The organism is Pseudobutyrivibrio xylanivorans (genome assembly GCF_008935055.1).
Lineage (GTDB): Bacteria > Bacillota > Clostridia > Lachnospirales > Lachnospiraceae > Pseudobutyrivibrio > Pseudobutyrivibrio xylanivorans_A.
Map to the genome: position 1 here is coordinate 1 of NZ_CP043028.1, position 20,054 is coordinate 20,054.

Annotated in this window: 21 protein-coding genes; 2 read left to right on the top strand and 19 right to left on the bottom strand. The window is 34.6% G+C overall.

Annotated features, from left to right (window positions below):
• Window positions 1-449: 449 nt before the first annotated feature.
• Both FXF36_RS00005 and FXF36_RS00010 read right to left on the bottom strand, forming a co-directional pair.
• Entirely contained in the window at window positions 450-1,187 is a 738-nt protein-coding gene (locus FXF36_RS00005) for a NifB/NifX family molybdenum-iron cluster-binding protein (protein WP_028236233.1), read from the bottom strand.
• A gap of 87 nt (window positions 1,188-1,274) precedes the next feature.
• A complete protein-coding gene (locus tag FXF36_RS00010) occupies window positions 1,275-2,312 on the bottom strand; it encodes a YeiH family protein (RefSeq protein WP_151621912.1) in 1,038 nt (345 codons plus the stop codon).
• A gap of 127 nt (window positions 2,313-2,439) precedes the next feature.
• Here FXF36_RS00010 and FXF36_RS00015 point away from each other — a divergent pair, with 127 nt between their 5' ends.
• Complete coding sequence (locus tag FXF36_RS00015; RefSeq protein ID WP_151621913.1) at window positions 2,440-3,333, top strand: LysR substrate-binding domain-containing protein; 894 nt, start codon at window positions 2,440-2,442, stop codon at window positions 3,331-3,333.
• Here FXF36_RS00015 and FXF36_RS00020 read toward each other — a convergent pair.
• From FXF36_RS00020 to FXF36_RS00035, 4 genes are read right to left on the bottom strand one after another with little or no spacing between them, the layout of a single operon-like run.
• Complete coding sequence (locus FXF36_RS00020; RefSeq protein ID WP_167511236.1) at window positions 3,321-4,283, bottom strand: hypothetical protein; 963 nt, start codon at window positions 4,281-4,283, stop codon at window positions 3,321-3,323. The genes FXF36_RS00015 and FXF36_RS00020 overlap by 13 nt on opposite strands.
• 20 nt (window positions 4,284-4,303) lie before the next feature.
• Complete coding sequence (locus FXF36_RS00025) at window positions 4,304-4,531, bottom strand: DUF4186 family protein (protein WP_151621915.1); 228 nt, start codon at window positions 4,529-4,531, stop codon at window positions 4,304-4,306.
• Window positions 4,532-4,538: 7 nt separating this feature from the next.
• On the bottom strand, window positions 4,539-4,751 hold the full coding sequence (locus FXF36_RS00030) for a hypothetical protein (protein WP_151621916.1): 213 nt from the start codon (window positions 4,749-4,751) through the stop codon (window positions 4,539-4,541).
• A gap of 27 nt (window positions 4,752-4,778) precedes the next feature.
• Complete coding sequence (locus tag FXF36_RS00035; protein ID WP_151621917.1) at window positions 4,779-5,081, bottom strand: Dabb family protein; 303 nt, start codon at window positions 5,079-5,081, stop codon at window positions 4,779-4,781.
• Window positions 5,082-5,291: 210 nt separating this feature from the next.
• On the opposite strand from FXF36_RS00035, the gene FXF36_RS00040 reads away from it, so the two are divergent.
• Window positions 5,292-6,101: a PIN domain-containing protein gene (locus FXF36_RS00040; RefSeq protein ID WP_151621918.1), complete on the top strand. Its 810-nt coding sequence runs from the start codon at window positions 5,292-5,294 to the stop codon at window positions 6,099-6,101.
• 135 nt (window positions 6,102-6,236) lie between these two features.
• Here the strand turns inward: FXF36_RS00040 and FXF36_RS00045 are convergent, their stop codons facing one another.
• The 13 genes from FXF36_RS00045 to FXF36_RS00105 form a co-directional block, all read right to left on the bottom strand.
• Window positions 6,237-6,704 carry a cupin domain-containing protein gene (locus FXF36_RS00045; RefSeq protein ID WP_167511237.1) on the bottom strand — a complete coding sequence of 156 codons (468 nt, stop codon included), beginning with the start codon at window positions 6,702-6,704 and terminating at the stop codon, window positions 6,237-6,239.
• Between the two features lie 77 nt (window positions 6,705-6,781).
• Window positions 6,782-7,336 carry an NAD(P)H-dependent oxidoreductase gene (locus FXF36_RS00050; RefSeq protein ID WP_151621920.1) on the bottom strand — a complete coding sequence of 185 codons (555 nt, stop codon included), beginning with the start codon at window positions 7,334-7,336 and terminating at the stop codon, window positions 6,782-6,784.
• 22 nt (window positions 7,337-7,358) lie between these two features.
• The gene (locus FXF36_RS00055; protein ID WP_151621921.1) at window positions 7,359-7,538 is read right to left on the bottom strand and encodes a hypothetical protein; all 180 of its coding nucleotides are present in this window, start codon (window positions 7,536-7,538) and stop codon (window positions 7,359-7,361) included.
• On the bottom strand, window positions 7,535-8,233 hold the full coding sequence (locus FXF36_RS00060; RefSeq protein WP_151621922.1) for a site-specific integrase: 699 nt from the start codon (window positions 8,231-8,233) through the stop codon (window positions 7,535-7,537). The genes FXF36_RS00055 and FXF36_RS00060 overlap by 4 nt, the downstream gene beginning before the upstream one ends.
• Window positions 8,234-8,542: 309 nt before the next feature.
• Window positions 8,543-9,682 carry a hypothetical protein gene (locus FXF36_RS00065; protein WP_151621923.1) on the bottom strand — a complete coding sequence of 380 codons (1,140 nt, stop codon included), beginning with the start codon at window positions 9,680-9,682 and terminating at the stop codon, window positions 8,543-8,545.
• 489 nt (window positions 9,683-10,171) lie between these two features.
• Complete coding sequence (locus FXF36_RS16500) at window positions 10,172-11,425, bottom strand: restriction endonuclease subunit S (protein WP_243143540.1); 1,254 nt, start codon at window positions 11,423-11,425, stop codon at window positions 10,172-10,174.
• Window positions 11,403-13,055: an HsdM family class I SAM-dependent methyltransferase gene (locus FXF36_RS00075; protein WP_151621924.1), complete on the bottom strand. Its 1,653-nt coding sequence runs from the start codon at window positions 13,053-13,055 to the stop codon at window positions 11,403-11,405. Before FXF36_RS00075 ends, FXF36_RS16500 begins: the two co-directional genes overlap by 23 nt.
• Window positions 13,056-13,057: 2 nt before the next feature.
• On the bottom strand, window positions 13,058-16,120 hold the full coding sequence (locus FXF36_RS00080; protein WP_151621925.1) for a type I restriction endonuclease: 3,063 nt from the start codon (window positions 16,118-16,120) through the stop codon (window positions 13,058-13,060).
• Between the two features lie 106 nt (window positions 16,121-16,226).
• Window positions 16,227-16,562, bottom strand: coding sequence for a hypothetical protein (locus FXF36_RS00085; protein WP_151621926.1), 336 nt, complete (start codon window positions 16,560-16,562; stop codon window positions 16,227-16,229).
• Window positions 16,563-16,587: 25 nt separating this feature from the next.
• Window positions 16,588-17,565: a hypothetical protein gene (locus FXF36_RS00090; RefSeq protein WP_151621927.1), complete on the bottom strand. Its 978-nt coding sequence runs from the start codon at window positions 17,563-17,565 to the stop codon at window positions 16,588-16,590.
• Between the two features lie 73 nt (window positions 17,566-17,638).
• Window positions 17,639-18,070, bottom strand: coding sequence for a hypothetical protein (locus tag FXF36_RS00095; RefSeq protein ID WP_151621928.1), 432 nt, complete (start codon window positions 18,068-18,070; stop codon window positions 17,639-17,641).
• Window positions 18,071-18,109: 39 nt separating this feature from the next.
• Entirely contained in the window at window positions 18,110-19,426 is a 1,317-nt protein-coding gene (locus FXF36_RS00100) for an HsdM family class I SAM-dependent methyltransferase (RefSeq protein WP_151621929.1), read from the bottom strand.
• Window positions 19,427-19,448: 22 nt separating this feature from the next.
• Complete coding sequence (locus tag FXF36_RS00105) at window positions 19,449-20,021, bottom strand: restriction endonuclease subunit S domain-containing protein (RefSeq protein ID WP_151621930.1); 573 nt, start codon at window positions 20,019-20,021, stop codon at window positions 19,449-19,451.
• Between the last annotated feature and the right edge of the window lie 33 nt (window positions 20,022-20,054).

Sequence of the window (20,054 nt, forward strand, 5' to 3'; positions counted from 1 at the left end):
AACTCCGCTTGAAGTAAGAATGGAAGCTTTATCCGCTGTAAATCCTACAGAATATCCTATTCCAGAAAACAAGCGAATCAATAAATACAAAGAGAAATGGTGTGCATAGAAAAATGACCATACCTCATACGAAGTATGGTCATTCTCTAAACACTCATTTTAGATATTTATCCTGTCTACTTGACAGGGAGCATATCATAATGACGGCTTTTTATTTTTTATGTGTCAAAACGACATCTTTTTATACATTATGTGTCACAAATATTAGTATTCTATTGACACATAAAATATAAAAAGACATCAAAAAAGCCCGCAAATGCGAGCTCATGTATAGCTATTATTTTATAAACTATGTGTCAAATGACACCCATTTACTTTGCCGACACTCTCATAAATAAAAGGAGCTGGAATATATAATGTCTCCAACTCCTTTACTACTTTATATGTATTTAATTGTGGCAACTTCCGTGACCGTGTCCATGGCAGCTATGTCCGTCACCATGTTCTTCATCATGATGTGAACAGTTTGCTTCACCTGAAGCTGCAAGTGTACCGGCTAAGAATGCATTTACGACTTCATCAGTGTTCCCGCTTGCACCTGCGTATAACTGAATGCCTGCCTCCTGAAGAGCCATTACAGCGCCACCGCCGATACCACCACAGATAAGAACATCTACTTCAGCAAGATTAAGAACACCTGCAAGAGCGCCACAGCCCTCACCATTAGTACTTACAACCTCAGAGTTAACAACCTTGCCATCTTCGATATCGTATACTTTGAACTGCTCTGTTCTTCCAAAGTGTCCAAACACATTTCCATTATCATAAGTTACTGCTACTCTCATTGTATTTACTCCTTTTGATTTCAAGTTATTATCAAAAAAAGCTTGGTTTCTATCCATCTCTACATTACCACCGGATATACGAATTCGCTTTCCCTCTACAAGTGCAATTGCTATTTTTCTTCTAGCACTCTCATACATAGCTGTAACAGTTGTTCTTGCAACACCCATGCTATTTGCACAATCCTCTTGATTCATACCTTCAGCATCTAGAAGTTTCAAAGTCTCATACTCATCTAGAGTAAGGGTGATTGTCTCCAACTGAGGATTCTCTGAATTCTCTGGAACAAAGCTATAGTAATCTGGAAATACACGTATTTTTCTACATTTTGGTAATCTAGGCACAATAGAACCCTCCCACTTTTTTGACATATGTCAGCTATAATTTATCATCATTACTGACATATGTCAAATTTATTATGTGCTTTTCTTTTACCATATTCCCATTACATACTGCATCAAAAGGCTGACAACTGTTATTCCGATCCAGCAAAAGCCGCCAAGCAAAATCGGCTTCCCACCTGATTTAATTAGTTTGATTATGTTACTGTTCAAGCCAATAGCAGCCATGGCCATTATTATAAAGAACTTGCTAAGTTCCTTAAGTGGCTTAAAAACATAAGAAGGGACACCTGCTCTCAAGCAAATAGTTGTGATAATTGAAGCAATCACAAAGAAGACTATGAACATCGGAAATGCTCTTCTAAAGCTAAAGCCATTTGTCGAACTTCCATCCTTTTTTGCTTCCCTTGCCCTCAGATACGCAAGTACCAGTGTAATAGGTATGATAGCCAGTGTTCTTGTAAGCTTGACCGTAACTGCCTTATCAAGAGTCTGATTCCCCAGGTTCCACATACTATCCCAGGTTGATGCAGCTGCGGTGACGGAAGAAGTATCATTAACTGCAGTTCCCGCAAAAATACCGAAAGCCTCTCCTGTTGTGATATCAAAACCTATAAGCTTTCCCAGCGAAGGAAAAAGAAGTGCTGCCAGCACGTTAAAGAAAAATATCACAGAAATTGCCTGTGCCACTTCATCATCATCCGCATCAATGACAGGAGCCGTAGCTGCTATTGCTGAGCCGCCGCATATTGATGAGCCAACTCCGATAAGAGTAGCTGTGTTTCCTTTGATATTCATAACCTTATGAAGAATCCATGATAGGATAAGCGATGTTGAAATCGTGCAGATAATTATAGGAAGTGACTGTTTCCCGGTCTGAAGAACGACCGAAAGATTCATACCAAATCCAAGGAGGACAACAGCCTCCTGCAGAATTATCTTTGATGTAAACTTTATTCCATCAGCCGCCTTCCCCTTGTCATTCCAGAACAGGGCTATTATCATGCCCAGAATGATTGCAATCACCGCTCCGCCAACGACAGGGAAGCGCTTTCCCAGGAGCCATGAAGGAACTGCAATAGTGAAGCATACTATTACTCCCATGTAATTCTTTTTCAAAAAATCCATCTCAAGACCTCTCTCTCTTTTTAATCTGTTCTTTCGCAGGTCTTATTCTATTCTGTCTTTTGAAAAAGATAAAATTATATATTATTATATATCCATAAACATTTCTTATCGTTAGGGAGGACTGATTATGCTGGATTTCAGGATAGATACTTTTCTATGTGTTTGCAGGCACCTCAATTTCACCAAGGCGTCTAAGGAGCTGAATATTACTCAGCCCGCTGTTTCTCAGCACATACATCATCTTGAAAATGAATACGGGACAAAGCTGTTTACTCAGGATGGAAAAAAACTTTTTCTAACTGATAACGGAAAACTCCTGTATAAAAAAATGAATCAGATAAAAAATGATGATGAAAGTCTCAAAGAAATACTTTCAAAGAATAACCATGGCTTAAAAGACATCTCTTTTGGTGTCACCATGACCATAGGAGAATACATAATTGCTGATCCGATCAGTGATTACATAAAAAATCACCCGGATACTAATCTTAAGATTACATTTGGCAACACATCGGAGCTTCTTAAAAAACTCTCCGACGGTGTTATAGATTTTGCACTTGTAGAAGGATATTTCCCTGAAAATGATTATGAAACGCTGCTTTTTAGCAAAGAAGAGTTCGTTCCTGTCTGTTCGGCAAAGCACTCTTTCAATCAGAAGCCACGCGTGATAAAAGATCTCTTTCCCGAGCGAATTCTTATAAGAGAACCCGGTTCAGGAACGCGAAATATATTGGAAAGAGCTCTTGCCCTGAACAATTACTCCACAAGTGATTTTAGGAATTTTACCCAGGTGGAGAACATGCATGCCATAATAAGCCTTGTTGAAAAAGATTGTGGCATCACCTTTTTATATAAAGCAGCGGTTGCATCAGGACTGCAGTCCGGATATCTGAAAACAATCCCCCTTGACGACTTTAGGGTAAAACATGATTTTACCTTCATCTGGCCCAAAGATACTGTTTTCAGTGAAGAGATCCGTGCAATATGTGAGGAAATACAACCTATAACTCATTCTGCATGAAGTTCATGTTCTTTTTCATAAAGCTTGTTATCCTGCCGTCTCATGAAAATCATCCGGGACAGAAAAAGAATCAAGCTACTTCCTACAAAAATCTGAATCGGATATGTGATTAGTACGCTTTCAGATATTATCATGCTCAGCATGGTAATAGCGCCAACCGGTGGCATATACATCTTAGTAAAATGAATAACGATAAGCATACCACTTGTAGCAACAATTGCTGAAATCGTAATAGGAAGCCCTATCCAAATAGCAAAGAAATATCTTGAAATCACACCAATTATGGCACACACAGTTATCACTGCCACCGTTTTGACTGGCATATTTCTTGTTTTGTTCCTTGGCCTGGAAAACTCAGTAAATGCCACAAGTAACGGAGGCGCCACAACAAATCTATAACCCGTTCTGAATGCAACACCGGCTATTACTGTCACACAAAGGATTCTAATGGAAGTATCTATCATATCGTCCCTGGAATTCAGCATCACAGGAACATATTCCTCATCTGCTCGGATTCCCTGAAATAGAAAAAGTTTATGAAACAATATTACAAGTAATGTCAGTACAAATGCAGCTATAGGATACACTATACTTGTAGTATGCATCATCACCGGGAGCACTATTGCTGAGACAAATGGTGCAAACGTGGTTCCTGAAAACATAAAGATTACCTGAGCGATTGTGAATGCCAAAATCACTTCGATATACGTATCAAACGGAACAAATCTTACAATGCACACTCCTATTATCGCACAGCCTGTTATCAGTGAAAGCATACGCTTTCCATTAACCTTCCAGCTTCTATTTTTTGCCACCATATATCCAACTGCTAATGCTGTTATCTCAGGAAATATAATCTCCTTCTCATTTAAAGTTTCTGCAAATAGTGTCATCAGCGCTACTAACAGAACTGTACAAGCGTATGGTATTATTCTCTTGACTCTATACATATTCTATAAAAAACATGCAATCAATGTGATGATCGCGATTCCTCCTTAGTCGGTGTTTGTTTTCCATCATTAGGAATAATAGCTAGAGCCTCTCTTTTAGCAATAAAATCAGCTGCATGTTCCCTAATAGTTTCTAGTCCCTTTTCTTCTATATAGTCTAAATCCTTTTGTTTTAAATGAAAACTTGTCCTAAATTTAGAATTGCCCAGCCGTGTAAACAGCTGAGCAAACCTCTCTTCTCTTGTCATGTTCCTATTACTTAAATATTCCTCCAGCGATATCCTTGATTTCTTTCAAATCAATCTTTCCATCTGCTAGAGCATCTTTTACTTTTTTTACGTCTGCTTCATCAACCTTTACACCAGCTTTGTCTAATAGCTCTTTTGCCTGATTAACATCTGCAGACTTAAGCTTGTCTAAAAGGTCCTTGTTACCTGCTACCTTAGTAATAATATCCTTAACATCCATTTCAAAAACCCCCTTTTTAAAATGATTTTATAGTTCATATTCTACATGAGTTGTTGTATCCACGAAAGGCACAATAGCATCCTTTGTGGCAGCAAGACGAAGCTCATGCTTTTGATATTGTTTTAAAGCCTCTTCACTCTCAAAGATGGCTTCTGCTGTTACATCGCCATTTGATGAGCTAAGACATTCTGTGCACACTACAATGTTTTCAAGTCCTGGAATATTACCATTTAATCCCTCAAGCTTTGTCTTTATGTTTGCCTTGATTGCTCCTAAGTTTGGGCCAAAGCACTTGTCCTGTAACTTCCAGATTATGACCTGTTTTATCATTTAAATAATTCTCTCCAATTTCTATCTCTAATGGCTATTAGTTTATCACTTAAGTGAATTTTGTTCCACCTAGTATACCAGCCTATAAATATTTACTATAACAGATGGAATTGTAAATATTATTGGTATGAGTATGCGATTATACAAAAAATTTTTACACAAACCTGTGATACAATAGGTCTGTTAACTATAGAAATATGTGAGGTTAATATGGGATTATTTAATAAGAATGTAAAGAACGAAAATAAAGTATCAGATATAAGCGCTGCAACAGGAGAATCAAGAGTAATTAAGAGATTATATCTTGTAGACTATGAAAATGTATCAGATGCCGGACTTGTTGGTGTTAATCAATTATCTAGCAACGATATTGTTGTAATTTTTTATGGTTCAAAGGTGAAAACAGTTGCATATGAATCGCTTATAGCTATAACTAGCTCCACAGCAAATATAGAGCATGTAAAAGCCGAAAAGACTGCAAAGAATTATTTGGATTTCCAACTAACAACATATCTTGGATATAAGTTGGGACAGAATTCTTATGATGCAATATTCGTTATCAGTAGAGATTCTGGATTTGATGCCGTGGTGGATTTTTGGACTGAAAAGGGATACTCAATAAAGCGTCAGGAATCCATTGTAATAAAAGAAAAAGTGGTTGAAGAAATATCTGAAGAGCAGCCAAAGGCTAGACCTAGAAGAACTTACACAAGACGGGCTGGTAATTCTGGAAGAACGACCACAAGAACCGTAAGACAAAAGGTAGTAACAAAACCTCAGCCAAAGAAGCCTAGAACTACTACTCGACCTACTGTTACTGATAAGCAAAAAGCTGAAATCAGAGCTGCACTTAAAGGTGCTGAGTTAAGTGCTCCAGACTATAAGAAAGTGTATGATGCATTTGCATCTTGCGAAAATGCATCAACTTACAATAATAAACTTCAAAAATCACTTGGCAATGATAAGACTAGTGTAGTTTATAAAGCTACATCAAAAATCTTTGAAAATGCTAAGAAGTAAAATGGGCTGCCTTATCGGCAGCCTTTTTTGGGAGAATGATATATGAAAAAGTTTTTATTATCGCTCTTGCGATGGTTGTATATTACTCTCCTAATATGAATATGTACTGGAAATAATGTGAAATGTAACTGAAATCTAATAGGCTAAATACTCAATATTCTCAGCAATCTCTGGGAACTTCTCCTTAATCTCCTGCTTTTCAACGAGTCTAAAGCCTTCATAAGTAAAGTTTGGTGTAGTAGCGCAGGATACAAAAGTGAAGCCATCTGGTTCAAGATTTTCTGCAGCAAAGATAGCGCCCTTTGGGATAAGAACCATAGCTCTCTGACCGCTTTCTACATCGTTTCCTAATAAAAGTTCTTCTTTGCCAGTGTCTGTAAGCATTGTTACCTTCATTCCACAGCCCTCGTGGAAATACCAGATTTCATCACAGTCTATCTGGTGGAAGTGAGAAAGCTCACCTTTATCTAAAAGGAAATAAATGCTACCTGCAAGAGGTCTACCTTCCTTTTCAAAAGGAGCTGTGTAGACTTCTACGAACCAGCCGCCTTCAGGATGTTTTTCAAGGTTATATTCTTTCTTTAGTACGTCTGCTCTATTCAATTTAGTCCTCCTCAGGCCAAGTATCGCCAATATTTAACTGTTTGTAAGAAGTTCCTTTTCGTATAATGGTTGTAGTATCAAATCTTTTCTATTCTTGTAATTACATCATTAAGAACAGCTTTTTCATCAGTTCCGTAGATATCTAACCCTGTTGCTTTGATTAGCTCTACATCTTTTATTCCATAGAAGTTTTCTGCTAAGGACTTTATGTATCCGAATCCATATTCTTCTGGAACGTAGGTGCCACCAGCTGTCATCACATAATAAAGCTTATTGGCTTTACATAACCCTTTGGGAAAACCTTCTGGTGTGTACTCAAATGTAATGCCCAGTACATTAATATGCTCAATATACTGTTTAAGTACAGCAGGAAAAGATAAATCCCAATATGGTGCAGCAATCACTATTATATCTGCCTTAGCGAACTGGCGAGCCAAGGTAAACATTGGATTATCAAAGCTTTGTGAAGCTATAAGGGAATCTCTTTTCTTTAAGAAAGCTTCATCGGTCTTTGGAAAATCTATGTTTTCGAGCTTTAGTTCTTCATAATCCCCAAGTTTAGAAAGTAACGCATCTGATAAAATCTTAGTTCTTGATTCTTCTCTTACACATGTATTAATAAATAAAGTCATACTCTTCCCCTCTTCATATTTGTTAAGAACAGTTAATGCTCATGTTTGTAGGATTATTTGTTGGTACTTCGTTGTCTTTATAGTTATTGTAAATCTCTGCTATTTCTTCCTTTGAAAAGTCTGGGAAGGAGGCATAGAGGGTTTCTAGATCCATCCCTGTGCTCACAAAGTTTTCTACTGTCATTTGGTCTTTTTTATTCATTTATGTCTCTCTTTCTTGAGGTTAACATAGAGTCTTTTTACAAAATCTCTAGCTTCATTGCCATTTAAATAGAGTGTTTCTCCTTTGTCATCAGTAAAGAGTACGTTTCTTTCTTCATCTTTAACGTAAAAACGATACTTTCCATAGCCACCATTAGGGTCTTTTTCTTTGATGATACTATACTTACCATCAACAGTGGTTTTGGTCCAGCCATTCATTTTAAAAGATACATCTTCAGGAGACTTAATTACCTTAGGTTTAGCTGGTTTGCCTTTCCTTTTATCTTCAGGTTTTTGCATTATATTTTCATCAAGGAAACCTGTTCTTTCCAAGTAATCAAAGTAATACCAAAGGCTTTTATAGCGCTTATCTTTTCTTTTTTGATCTGGAGATGTTAGTCCAGCTGTTATCCTATTTGGTTTATATAAAGCATTTACATATGACTTAATAATCTCAGGGGTAACTTTATAGAGTTTCTTATCATCAATATCTTTAGGATCTATTTCCCACTGTTCTGCTAATACAGAATAGAACAAGCGGATATCTAATATGTACTGATATATAGAAGCAATAGATTTAATATTGTCATACTCTAAGCTATGAGCAAAGGCAGCAACTGAACTTGGTAGTGTGTCAGTAATATTAGTGACTGTTCTGCTGATTTGAGCTTCTTTTTCATCTAAATACTCTTTCATAAGAATACCTCGTGTCCTATAAGGACAATTGAAGAATAGGTATGTGGCTCACTTTCAAGTCATCGTATATTGTAATTTTATCAGTTTTTACGTCTGGATGATAGAAAAATAGCCCTAGAGATATATATACCCTAGAGCTTTGGTATTAGAAAATTTACTTATAAACAAAGAAAGACATATGCATTTCTATAGCTACTTATCAGTATAAGAATCAAAATAACTATAGTTTAATTATATAAAAATAATACTGTCAGAATAACTATATTTCAAGTTAAACTGACAGTATTTCAAAATCATATTGTTAAAATGTTAAACTGACACATAGAATACTTTTCCATTTTTAAATACTATTTTAGCGTCTTCCATATACAGATTCTTATTCTCTTCACGACGATTAACAATTTCAGCACCTTTTTGAATACGGATTTTTTCAACCTCTTGTTTTTTCATAGACCTATACTGAAAATCATCGTTAATCAACGATAATGGCTTATGTACAATTGCATCTAAGCCCTTTCGCTCAAAAATAGCCTGATCAATATCTATACCTAGCGTTTCTTCATGCATCAAATGCCATTTCTTTGTTTTTTCAATCGTCTTGTCAGTGTACTTAAAACTACTGTCATAAGTCGAATAACATTGTTCAGGTGATAAAGCACCTATATGAAATGTATAATTTAAATCTGCAATCGTAAACAATACATTAACAAGCATCATCTGATACTTCTGCCATTCAGAAATATCTTTTGTAGCTTGAGAATACTTATCAAATGTATCATACTTTCTAAAACTAATCTGCTCTACTTCTATATTCGCCTGATTAAGTAAATTCATACAAGTAGTTTCTAATGATTGAAGTCTACTTATTTCTTCAGCCCTAAGGGTGACATCTTCTAGTATTTCAGCTTGGAAATCAGCAGCACGTTTAACCTGTGTTACAAGTGTTAGTACTTTGCTCTTATATTCGTTCTTTTGATAATCCTGAAGTCTTGATATTCCATCACTAATTGCATTAAGCTCAGCATTAATCTGTTGCATGTAATATTGTCCCACGACAAGAGATGCTGCTCCCATAGCGGCATTGGCAACATTTACAGCCGCAATATTTTTCATAGCACCATCAACAGACACAAAGTCTGCATTACCTGCAATTTTACCACCCTCTCTAAACATACCTCTAACTGCGCCTTCAGTAGCTTTAGAGTTAACGAGTTTTGCACCACTAGGCAATATTGCTTGATAAACTCCACTATTGGCTAAACCAGCAGCTTCCGCAGCTACAACCGTATTTCCAACAACTTGAGCTGCACCTGGCACAGCACTTACAATACGACTGATTACCTTCTCATCCTTAATTTCAACCAATGAAAGTTCATTAAATTCATCGGTAGTAACCAATTCTTTTAATTCAACAACTGCTATCTCATTTTTCTTCTTGCGAAAAATCATATTCTACTCCCACATCTTCCGTACATCCGGCTGATACTCAACCGTGATATCGTTTATACGGATTTTATTATAATACAAGATATGCTTATTTAGTTATATAAAAGGATAATTTGATGAGTTTGTTGTGTCGACACAAGATAAACAACATTCTTTGTTAAACTAACTTTATCTGAAAAACAAAAATAATAAAGTGGCTAAGATTAGCATTAATGGACTCGAGAAATTTGATGCTAAAACTTGGGTTGAACCTTCAAGTGAAGTGATTATTTATGTTAATACACCAACTATATAGCTTGCATCAGATGAGGGATTGCATTAATCCCTCATCTTGATTAATGAATTATGAATATTCAATTTAAGCAATGCTTAGCCAACCATGTTTGTTAGTAAAATGCTTTACCACTTTTTCAAGATTTTCGATAAATACAGGCTTTAGAATAAAGCGAGAACTCATGTAATTTAACGATGCAAGCACAATGAATTCGTAACTTACTCTGAAATTGATGCTTGTCCATTCATGAAGATTGGCAAGAGCCAATCTCTTAATTTATTCAATTGATCTATTTCTGATCTAATAGCCAACATTTTTATGTCAAGAGGTTCGGTTATACTAATGAACTTTTCACGGAGCGAACTTGGTATTTCTGGCAAGACAAAACTATTCATATTCTCTTGATTAATCTTATACTGAATAGATCCTGTTTTGATTTTTACAACTGGTATGTCTTTTAAAATCATTTGTAGAAGTAGACAAGAATATCCGCTTGCAGGTTTTAACACATGCGCGTGATTATTAATCCAGCATTTGCCATGAATTCTTTGTAGGACAGGATGACCGTTTTTATCCATGACCGAACCATCTTCAGCAAGAAGGATATAATCACCATCAAAGATATATTTGTTCACATAATCCATTATTTCAGTTGCTCCATAATAAGGATAGGCCCCTTGCATAGATAACCTTTCATTTGCAGATAAGGGTATCCTTTCTGAATCAAGACATGTTGTAATCTCCCCAACTGTAGTTGTATTCCAAGTCGCAGGAATGCTTTTGCCTAAAGATTCACTGTATATAAGTTTACCCCCCGACGCTTTATAAGGTTTGCGTTCCTCATTAGGATAGTCATACTGAGTGAACCAATAGTCATATATGCTACAAACCTGCTTGTATAAATTGTCGTATATCCTATTATTTAATTCTATCTTCTGTGATACACATTCTACACACTCAACAATTTTCTTCTGCGCTTCTAGGCTTTCTGGATAAGATATTTGCAAATCTCTAACCTCTCCTAATGTAAGAAGAGGCACCGTACTCCCTTTATTATTGTTCATCAAACATTTTTTCATCCACGGGCTACAAAACCAATAATATGCATACTTTACATCAACTAGTGATTGATTTATTCTTGCACGTATTTGTTTATTAGATATAACATATTCCTTATATTTTGAATCTCTAGGAATTAATCCTACTTGCCCTATTGTTCCAGCAGCAGTGAAAATCAAATCATCACTGTATGCATAGCAATTAAGCTCATCAGCTTTTTCCTTAGTGACAAAAACAAATCCCTCATCATTAAATTTCTCATATGATAAATTTAAATTGTTACCCCTTATTACTGGGACGCCTTTATCAACAAAATATTTACTGGAAATATTTGAACCAAATGGTCCAGATATCAGTGAACCTTTCTCTTTTATACATATATTTTCAAGTTTAGACGTTATTATTTTGCTCATAATTAACCTTTTTTAACTGTTCTATTATTTCCTTTTGCAGTTTCGCCCCTTCATCAAATAATTCCTGTAACTCAACCATATAGTTATTCATTTTATCGGTAAACTCCTGAGGTGTTAGTTCTACATAATCTATCTTTACCTCAAAATACTGTCCAGCTGAAAATGACAATTTTTTCTTTTCTATATCTTCGTATTTTACAACCACACTGAAATCATCAACCGGCTCCTTCTTAATAAAGATATCAATTATTCTTCTTATTTCACTATCACTAAGAACTGTCTTTTGATATTTGCCATCAATCTTTTCTTTAGTACCAAGATTTGAAGCATCCATCAATACGACATCTCCATCTTTATTTGATTTATCTAAAAAGATAATTGATACATTCGTTCCAGTAGTTGCAAAAATATTAGAAGGCATTGATATAACACCTTTTAGCATTCTCTCACGAATTATTCTATCGCGGATTTTCTTTTGAATACCACTTCCGGCAGTCAAAAATCCGGTTGGAACAACAATCGCTGCTTTACCGTCCTCTTTCATTGAATCAATAATATGTTGTAAAAACATAAGATATATGGCCATCTTAGATTTATCTTTATTTGGAACGTTTGGCACTCCTGCCCAAAACCGTTTATTATACTTACTACCAGCCAATTCATCTCTAGTCTCACTAAAATCAACATTAAAAGGCGGATTCGATACAATAAAATCAAAATGCTCAATATCTGTTTTTTTCTTATTTAAATGTCTAGGATAAAGCAACGTATCGTCTTGAATTACATTGGGCAACGAATGCACAAGATTATTTAGAATCAAATTTAATCTCATAAATTCGTTAGACTTTTGTGTAATATCCTGAGTATAAATAGTACAATGTTCTTCTCCTATCTGATGTGCCATAGCTAACACTAGCGTTCCTGTACCAGCAGAAGGATCATATACTGTCACATTTGTTGCGCCTTCAGGAGCCATAATCTTTGCAATAATTCCTGCAATAACGTGCGGAGTGTAATACTCTGCATATCGTCCAGAATCTTTATTGTAGTCCTTTATTAAATATTCAAAAATATCCGCAAAAAAATCATATTTCTGTTCAAAAACATTCTCAAAACTACTTGTTGCTAGTTTTTGTATAATTGCACTACATAGTGAATCCTTCTTCTCATCGTCTGCGATTTCTCTAGATATTGGTGAAAATAGTTTTATTTGAGCTTTTCCACCAGTATGCACAGAAAAAATCTCCATGTTCTTTTTTGAAATTTCTTCAAGTGCCTTATCGAATATGTTATGAAAATCCTCTTCGCCCTTGCGACTAAATATTGTAGATATCAGCTGCTCTTTACCAAGAACAGCGGTTCCTGCATCTAGACTAAGTAACATAATTTCATATTCTTCATCACTTTTGCTCTTTAGTAAGCTTTCAATTTCTTTATTACTTTTTCCTTGAAACTCTGGAACATTTTTTCCTAAATCATATATAAATTTATCGTTCAAAAATTTATAAAGAAATGATTGAGTTATAATCTTGTATTCCCCTGGACTATTGCCTGCTCCGGCCAAATTACATGCTGACTTTAAATCATCAATCATGGCATATGTTTCTTGTTTTATTTCTGAAATATTCATTTTTATTTCCAGGTCCTTTCATGAAAGTATTCTTCGGAAATACAATTTCCGATTTCTTTTACATTCTGAGCATTTAGCCGAATATCATTATTGTTAAATTCTTTTAATATTAAACGGTACATACTTTTTTGAAAATACGGTTCATTATCAAGAACGTTTTCATTATCATACACTTGCTTATCAACAGAATTTTTTACTGAAAGTAATATTCTGTTTAGCACAATATCAGTTGCAACTGGACTAATGCCCTCACGTAATCTTTTATGCGTTCTCATATACTTCAGATCACCATTATATTTTCTAGCTAGCATTGCATCCGCAAGATTCTTTTTTTTCGCTGCGTCTTCTATTCTATTTAGTTCCTTAATATGAGAATCCATCTCTTCTGCTGTTAATTCCTCAATATTTTTCTTTGCAAATAATCTTTGTAATTCATCAACTAATAAGACATATTCTGGATCTTTGGGATCATTATTACGCTGCAGTTCTGCCCGTGTATGCTCTAATGATTCTCGGAATTTATCTGCAATAACCATTTCACTTTCTGACACCTTATGGAACCTGAAGTCTATTCCATCCAAAGCCATATTTAAAATGGCAGACATGTCCTCCGCATTAGCCAATGCTTCCTTTTGATTTACTATATTGATTCGATTTGTTACTTCATTGTATAGAGACTTTATATTATCAAGGGTAAATCTATTTGCTAAATCATCATAACCATATAGCTTTGATAAATTAGCCAATTCCTTATATAGTTCTATAGCTTTACGAACTTCTATCAATTCACTTTTTTCTAATTCTGAAATTTGCTGTGAGAATATTTCTGCATTCTCTGTATCAAATAAAAAAAGCTTTTCGGAAATATAATCTAACTCTTTTTTAATCTCATCTTCGCCTTTTAGAATGTTGTTATATTCCTCAAAGGCATCTCCTAACTCTTGCTGAAGTTCTTCGAAATAGGCCTTATTTGTCTTATCAAATTCTTTTCTAATATCAGCAAAATCAACAACATAACCATATCTATAATTTTTATATGGTCTGTTAACCCTGGTTAAAGCCTGAAGTAAATTATGTTCAGTAATCTTTCTGCAAAGATAAAGCTTTTTGAGTCTATTCGCATCAAATCCAGTAAGTAACATGCGATAAACCACCAGAAAATCTATTTGTCCTTGCTTAAATTCATTTTGCTCGTGAGCTCTTGTATCTTTATCATCTTCATCATGCAATATTAAGGCACAAGAATAATCTTTATCTAATAAAAGTTCGCTATCATCCTGCTCATCTGCCAGTGCCACTTTGTAATTCTTAGACTTTATTTCCTCGAAAACAGCTCTAGCTTGTGATTCCGATTCGCAAACTATCATACCTCCGATGCTATCATCATTAAGCCTGAGTCTACTCCTTGTAAAATCGTCAATTATATACTTTACCAATGGTCTAACATAAGCTTTGTGCGCATATATATCTTTCGTAGGCAATGAGCCTTTAATAGCTTTGAGTTCTTTTAAAGCTGCCATTAGGCTCATTCTATACTCAGTCTTAATTCCTTCTCTTATTAATCTAAGAGTATACCTATCCGCAATTGAGCTGTTATAAAAGTACTTATGAATATAGTGCCCAAATACATCTGTTGTATTATAGTCTCCACTAATCAGAGGCGTTCCAGTTAACGCAATCATTACTGCATTTCTATCTGAAGCTATTAAATTTGCAAGAAATGACCCTGTCGGATTATAGCTTCTATGTGCCTCATCTAAAAAATAAATCCTCTGTATATTCAAATCGTAATCTAAAGATTTAGAAATAGCATTTGCAGATAGCTTTTGAATATTAATAACAGTAATAGATAGTTCACCGGTATTATTTTTTTCGCCTGGTTTCGTAAATACTTTTTCAAATTCAGCTTTGTTTTTGACCTCATCAACAACAAGTCCTCGAGAACGAAACTCGTCTGCAGCCTGTCGAAGTAAATCTAATCTATCTACAATAAAATAAAACTTCGCTATTATCCCTTGCTTTTGATAATAATCCTTCAAATAATGTGTATTGTAAAATGCAAGTTCAGTCTTACCGCTTCCTTGCGTGTGCCAAATTACCCCTTTCTTTACACCATCATCTAATTTTTTCTCAATTGCTTTTGTGGCAAATAGCTGAGGATATCTCATAATATGCTTTTCTAATCTTCTAATCCCTGTATCAGGATCTACTTTATCGACAAAGCATATTGCATATTTTAAAAGCATCATGAATCGCTCATGCGAAAGCATAGATGTAATAATTCTATTTGTAGGAGTAGTTGAAGACATATTAGTATCATACTCACCACTTCCCTTTATAGAAAACAGATTATTATCCTTTAAAATTTTCTTTTCCACATCAACATCTATTTCAGAGATGTTGTCAAATATAGAACTGTCTTCTTCCCTAAAATGACTAAAGAATAATTTTTTATAATCTGTGGTCGAATAAAATGCTCCTTCTAACGGAATGACCTCAGTATCATCATATTCACTATTATTTGAGAAAATCATAAACTGTGTAATATTTGCAAACCGGCGGAATTTCTTGTTTGCAAAACGTTTATTAATTCTTTCATATTCAGCTTGTATTCCATTTTTATTATTCGGTTTCTTTACCTCTATAAAAACAAGCGGCATTCCATTAACCAAAACTGTAATATCCGGTCTAAACTCTTCACTTCCATTTTTACAAGTAAATTCAGTGACTACCTCATATATATTTTTAAAACCATCAATAGAATCAAAATCTATTAACTTGAGTCCCTTATAACCTTTCTTTAGATAAGTATAAAAGCCCTGTCCCAAATCCTCTTGATTTAATGTATCTTTTAAATCTGCTATTATATCTTTTGCTTCTTGCTCAGAAATATTAGTTCCATTAATATTATTTATTCCATCACGAAAAGAACCAATAAAAATATTGGTATCCTCATCATATTTTCCATCAGATTCTTTTAATGACTTATACGTGTATCCTAGTCTTGTAAAATGAACAAGTGCTGGAATCTTTACTCTAGAATCTTCATTATGTATTACCGCCATAGACACATCTCCTATATGAATTAAAAGCATGTAAAAACACATAGTAATTATAGCATATATATTCTTGCCATGTATTTGAAATAACACTTTAACAACCTATAAAGTATTATTCGCTATCTATTAATATCCCGGAACAATTAACCAGTTTCAAATACTCTCCTTCGTTCAAATGAACATCTACACCGTCCGTCACCATATGAGCTTCTACTGTAGATTCTAAACTCATCGATGGGTTGGTGGCTATCTGATAACCACTATACTTATTTGGGTCTATTCTTTGTAAATGCCACGTACCACTTTCTGTTCCACATGTCACCTCATATTTCATGTAGATTGGATATTTCTTACTGTTATCCAGATGGTATGGTTTAAATGCCCATATTAACAATGCTAATGTTAATATGCTTCCCCTTATAAGATGCTTTTTCAAATATTTTTTCAAAAATTACCTCCCATAAAAATTATTCTTATACCGCTTCATTTTTAAAATAGTTCTTCAGCTGATTTGCCAAATCAAATTGCTCCAACTTATCAAATTCAGCTTTTGAAAAAGTAACAACCACATTTTGCCTAGATAAGGCATCTGCCTTAGTATTATATCCCCTGCTTACATGGCTAACATTGACAGAATTGAAACACTTATATAATGCAAGTTCTTTCTTCTTCTTGTTCCAATGATGTTTTGCGGTCAGATTATCAATCCAAATGTGCACATCTTGAGTGTAGTTATAATCATAAAGAAGCGTAAACAACGCATTTCCTATGGCTTCTAGGGTAATATCTTCAACATGATTAGTACTTCGAACCTGTCCTACTTTCTCACAAACAATATTTGCATAATTAAGTTCAGATTCTTTCTTGATTTTGCCCTTTGCTATTATGAAGCTGTAATTACTGACGAGCCCTCCTTTTGGATGCAGTGGATGCTTTTTGTTAGTTTCATCAATGAAAATCGTCACGCTTTCCACTCGCTGATTTGATTTTGAGCCACCCTCTTGCAATGCACTATCGCATAAATAAGATTCTGCTATTTCATATAAAAAATCCTTAGCAATTCTATTTGCCTGAATGGGATTCTGCAAATACTCACGGAAATTCTCATAATCAATAATGGTGCGAGTATTTTCATAAAGCAACTGCCCTTCCCAATATGAAACCCTCCTAGCAAGATTATTCATCATTATTTCGACTTCCTTAGTTACTATCTCAGGATGTCTCCTTTGAATATCTTGATAGCCAAAAAAATTAGATTTCGCCTCACGCAGACTATTTAAATCCAACTCATATAAAAAATGTACATTCAGCTGCATCATACGTAGAGAATACTTCCTAAGTAGTCCAATCAGGGCTCTGATTTCATTTTCTATCTCAGTATTGGCTTTAGTTTTGCAATACTGTCCCCTAAGATTCAAAGCATATAATGCAAGCTTTATGTATTCATCCAATATTGTCATACATTCTAATGCTCCAATCTTTATTCATCTTGCATAGAACATGGATGCCTATAGTGCTTTGCGGTTAATCCACCATTAACATTGATGTCTCTATGTCAATGTCTTTAGCATCTTTCCCAATTACACTATGAATAAATTCTTCATTGCCTCTATTTTCTAGCAGTGTAAACAATACATTTAACAAGCTATATGCATCATTGTCCTTGAAATAAAATAAATCAACTGGTCCACCTACACGGTTCTTAAGACTAATGCCATTGAATTCATCTATACGATAACTGATAATTTTACCAATATTCTCATAAGATAATTCAGTCATTATTTTTTGTGGATTATCCTCTGATAAAGAGAATTCTGCAAAACCACAAATATAGGACAAAGTAATCCATCTTTCCTTTCCTGAATCATCAATAAATCTTACCGTAGCATGTTCTCCTCCCACCCAATCATTTTCATCTTCAAAATATTTAGCATCTGTTATAAAATATCTCTTCATCTTGTATACTTCTAATCCTTTCGTTCCTTTGTAACATTTCTAGTTGAATAGCTGCATTTTTCCAATTTTATTATCAATGGCTGATATCTGTTCCATACATTCATTTATATCCTTATTTATATCCTCAATAGAACGATAAATCACCTCAGTCTCTTCCTTAAAATAGCGAGAATATGACCAATCTCCTATTTCCTTAATTTCGCCTATAGAAACCTTATGCGAAATTCCTTCTACCTCCTTCTTTTCGTTTATAATATCTGTAAGAAGCCTTTTATTTTCTAATGTAATGCTAGCTTCTGATCTACGACCTCTATTTATGAGCTTTGATGCATCCACGTAGATTACGTCATCATTTCCTTTTTCGAAGACTAACATTGATGTTTTCACTCTGGTATTATCCAATCCTGCAGGAAGATCAATAACAGCTCTAAGTAGATTAAGACTACGTAAACGTTCACGACATACTGCATTTAGACCTTGCTTGAATAAAAAGCTCTGTGGTACAACAAGCACAAGTCTTCCTTTATCTTTTAGCGCATCAAGTCCTGCTGCTGTAAACAGAACATCACCGTCCTTGCAATAATCAGTGTTCATGTATTTAATTAAAATATCTACTTGATGCCCATTGAGTTCTTTGACTTTTGTACCAAAAGGTATATTCATTACAACTTTGTCAAATTTCTTTTCTGACTTACGAATAGTAAAATCTCCTACCTTCGCGTCAAGTTCATAATCCCCTATAAGATTTAAATAAAGTGCAGCATCTCTAACATTTCTATCATCAATATCGTTAATTGTAAGTTGACACTTCTTATTATCTGCACACACTCCAAGTGAATAACCTAATCCTACAGTTCCATCGCAAACTTCTTCTCCATCCTTAATATCCGCAACTGCACTCTCTAACTCTGCAATAATAGTATTCGTAACCATAGATTTTGCATGTGAACCATCACATACAGTTTTCATCAATTGATAGGCTAAATTCTTAGCACCTTCCTTGTCCAAGGGCTGAGTAGCGATTGTTTCAAGAATATTTGCAAATGTATGCATCCATCCTTCCTCTTGGGATCTATATGGAGCATTTATATTACTTAATAATCCCTCAATACAACCACATTGTTTTTCAATCCTGCTTATTACCTCTGTATCAAAAAGTTTAGAAGTTAAAATCTCATCATGTTTAATTGCTGTGAGACCAACAAAATATTTAAAAAATCTATTATGTTCAAGATTTACATCACTAAAAATATTCATGACATATAATATTTGTTCTAAGAAAGCAGGTAATGTATACCCATTCTCCTTACAAATGCTTATTATTTTTTCACTTAATGTCTCATTATTCTTTTCCATTAGTACATCCTCCAACCAATATTTAATGATATCCAAAAACAGTATCCAATTTCTCCTTTTCAAGACTAATAGTCTTTTTATATAAAGCTTCCTTTTCAACTATACATTCATAATATTCTGCAATCTGCTCTTGCTCTTTTGGGTCATACATATTTAGCTCTACTTCATTTATTTTACCAATGGTTAACATTGGTACTGTCGCACCACTTACCTCCTTAAGTACTTGGTTTCTATAGCTTTCTGAGTTAAAAAATGCAGTTAAAAACTTTGGATTTACTTGTTTCTGATTACATCTAACAATTGCACAAAAAGATGTTACTAATAGTCCCGCGTTCTTCTCATCTATATATACTGCATCATATGGAGTAGAAAGCTTTAAAACAATATCCCCCTGTTGTGTAGTTTTCTTCTCGTCAGGCTCAGTTTTATACTCCAATTCGTATAAATCATCATTGTTAATCTGTCCACCAGATATAGCTTTCGGAGCTAAAACTTTTATTTTACCTTTAACAAGTTCATTTTTTCTTTGATCTGCTTGGATTCTACTTGTTATTTGTCCTCCTATTGTCTGTGCAATTCCTGATATTCTTTCCATTTATGTTTCCTGTCCCTTTCGATGATATATTTT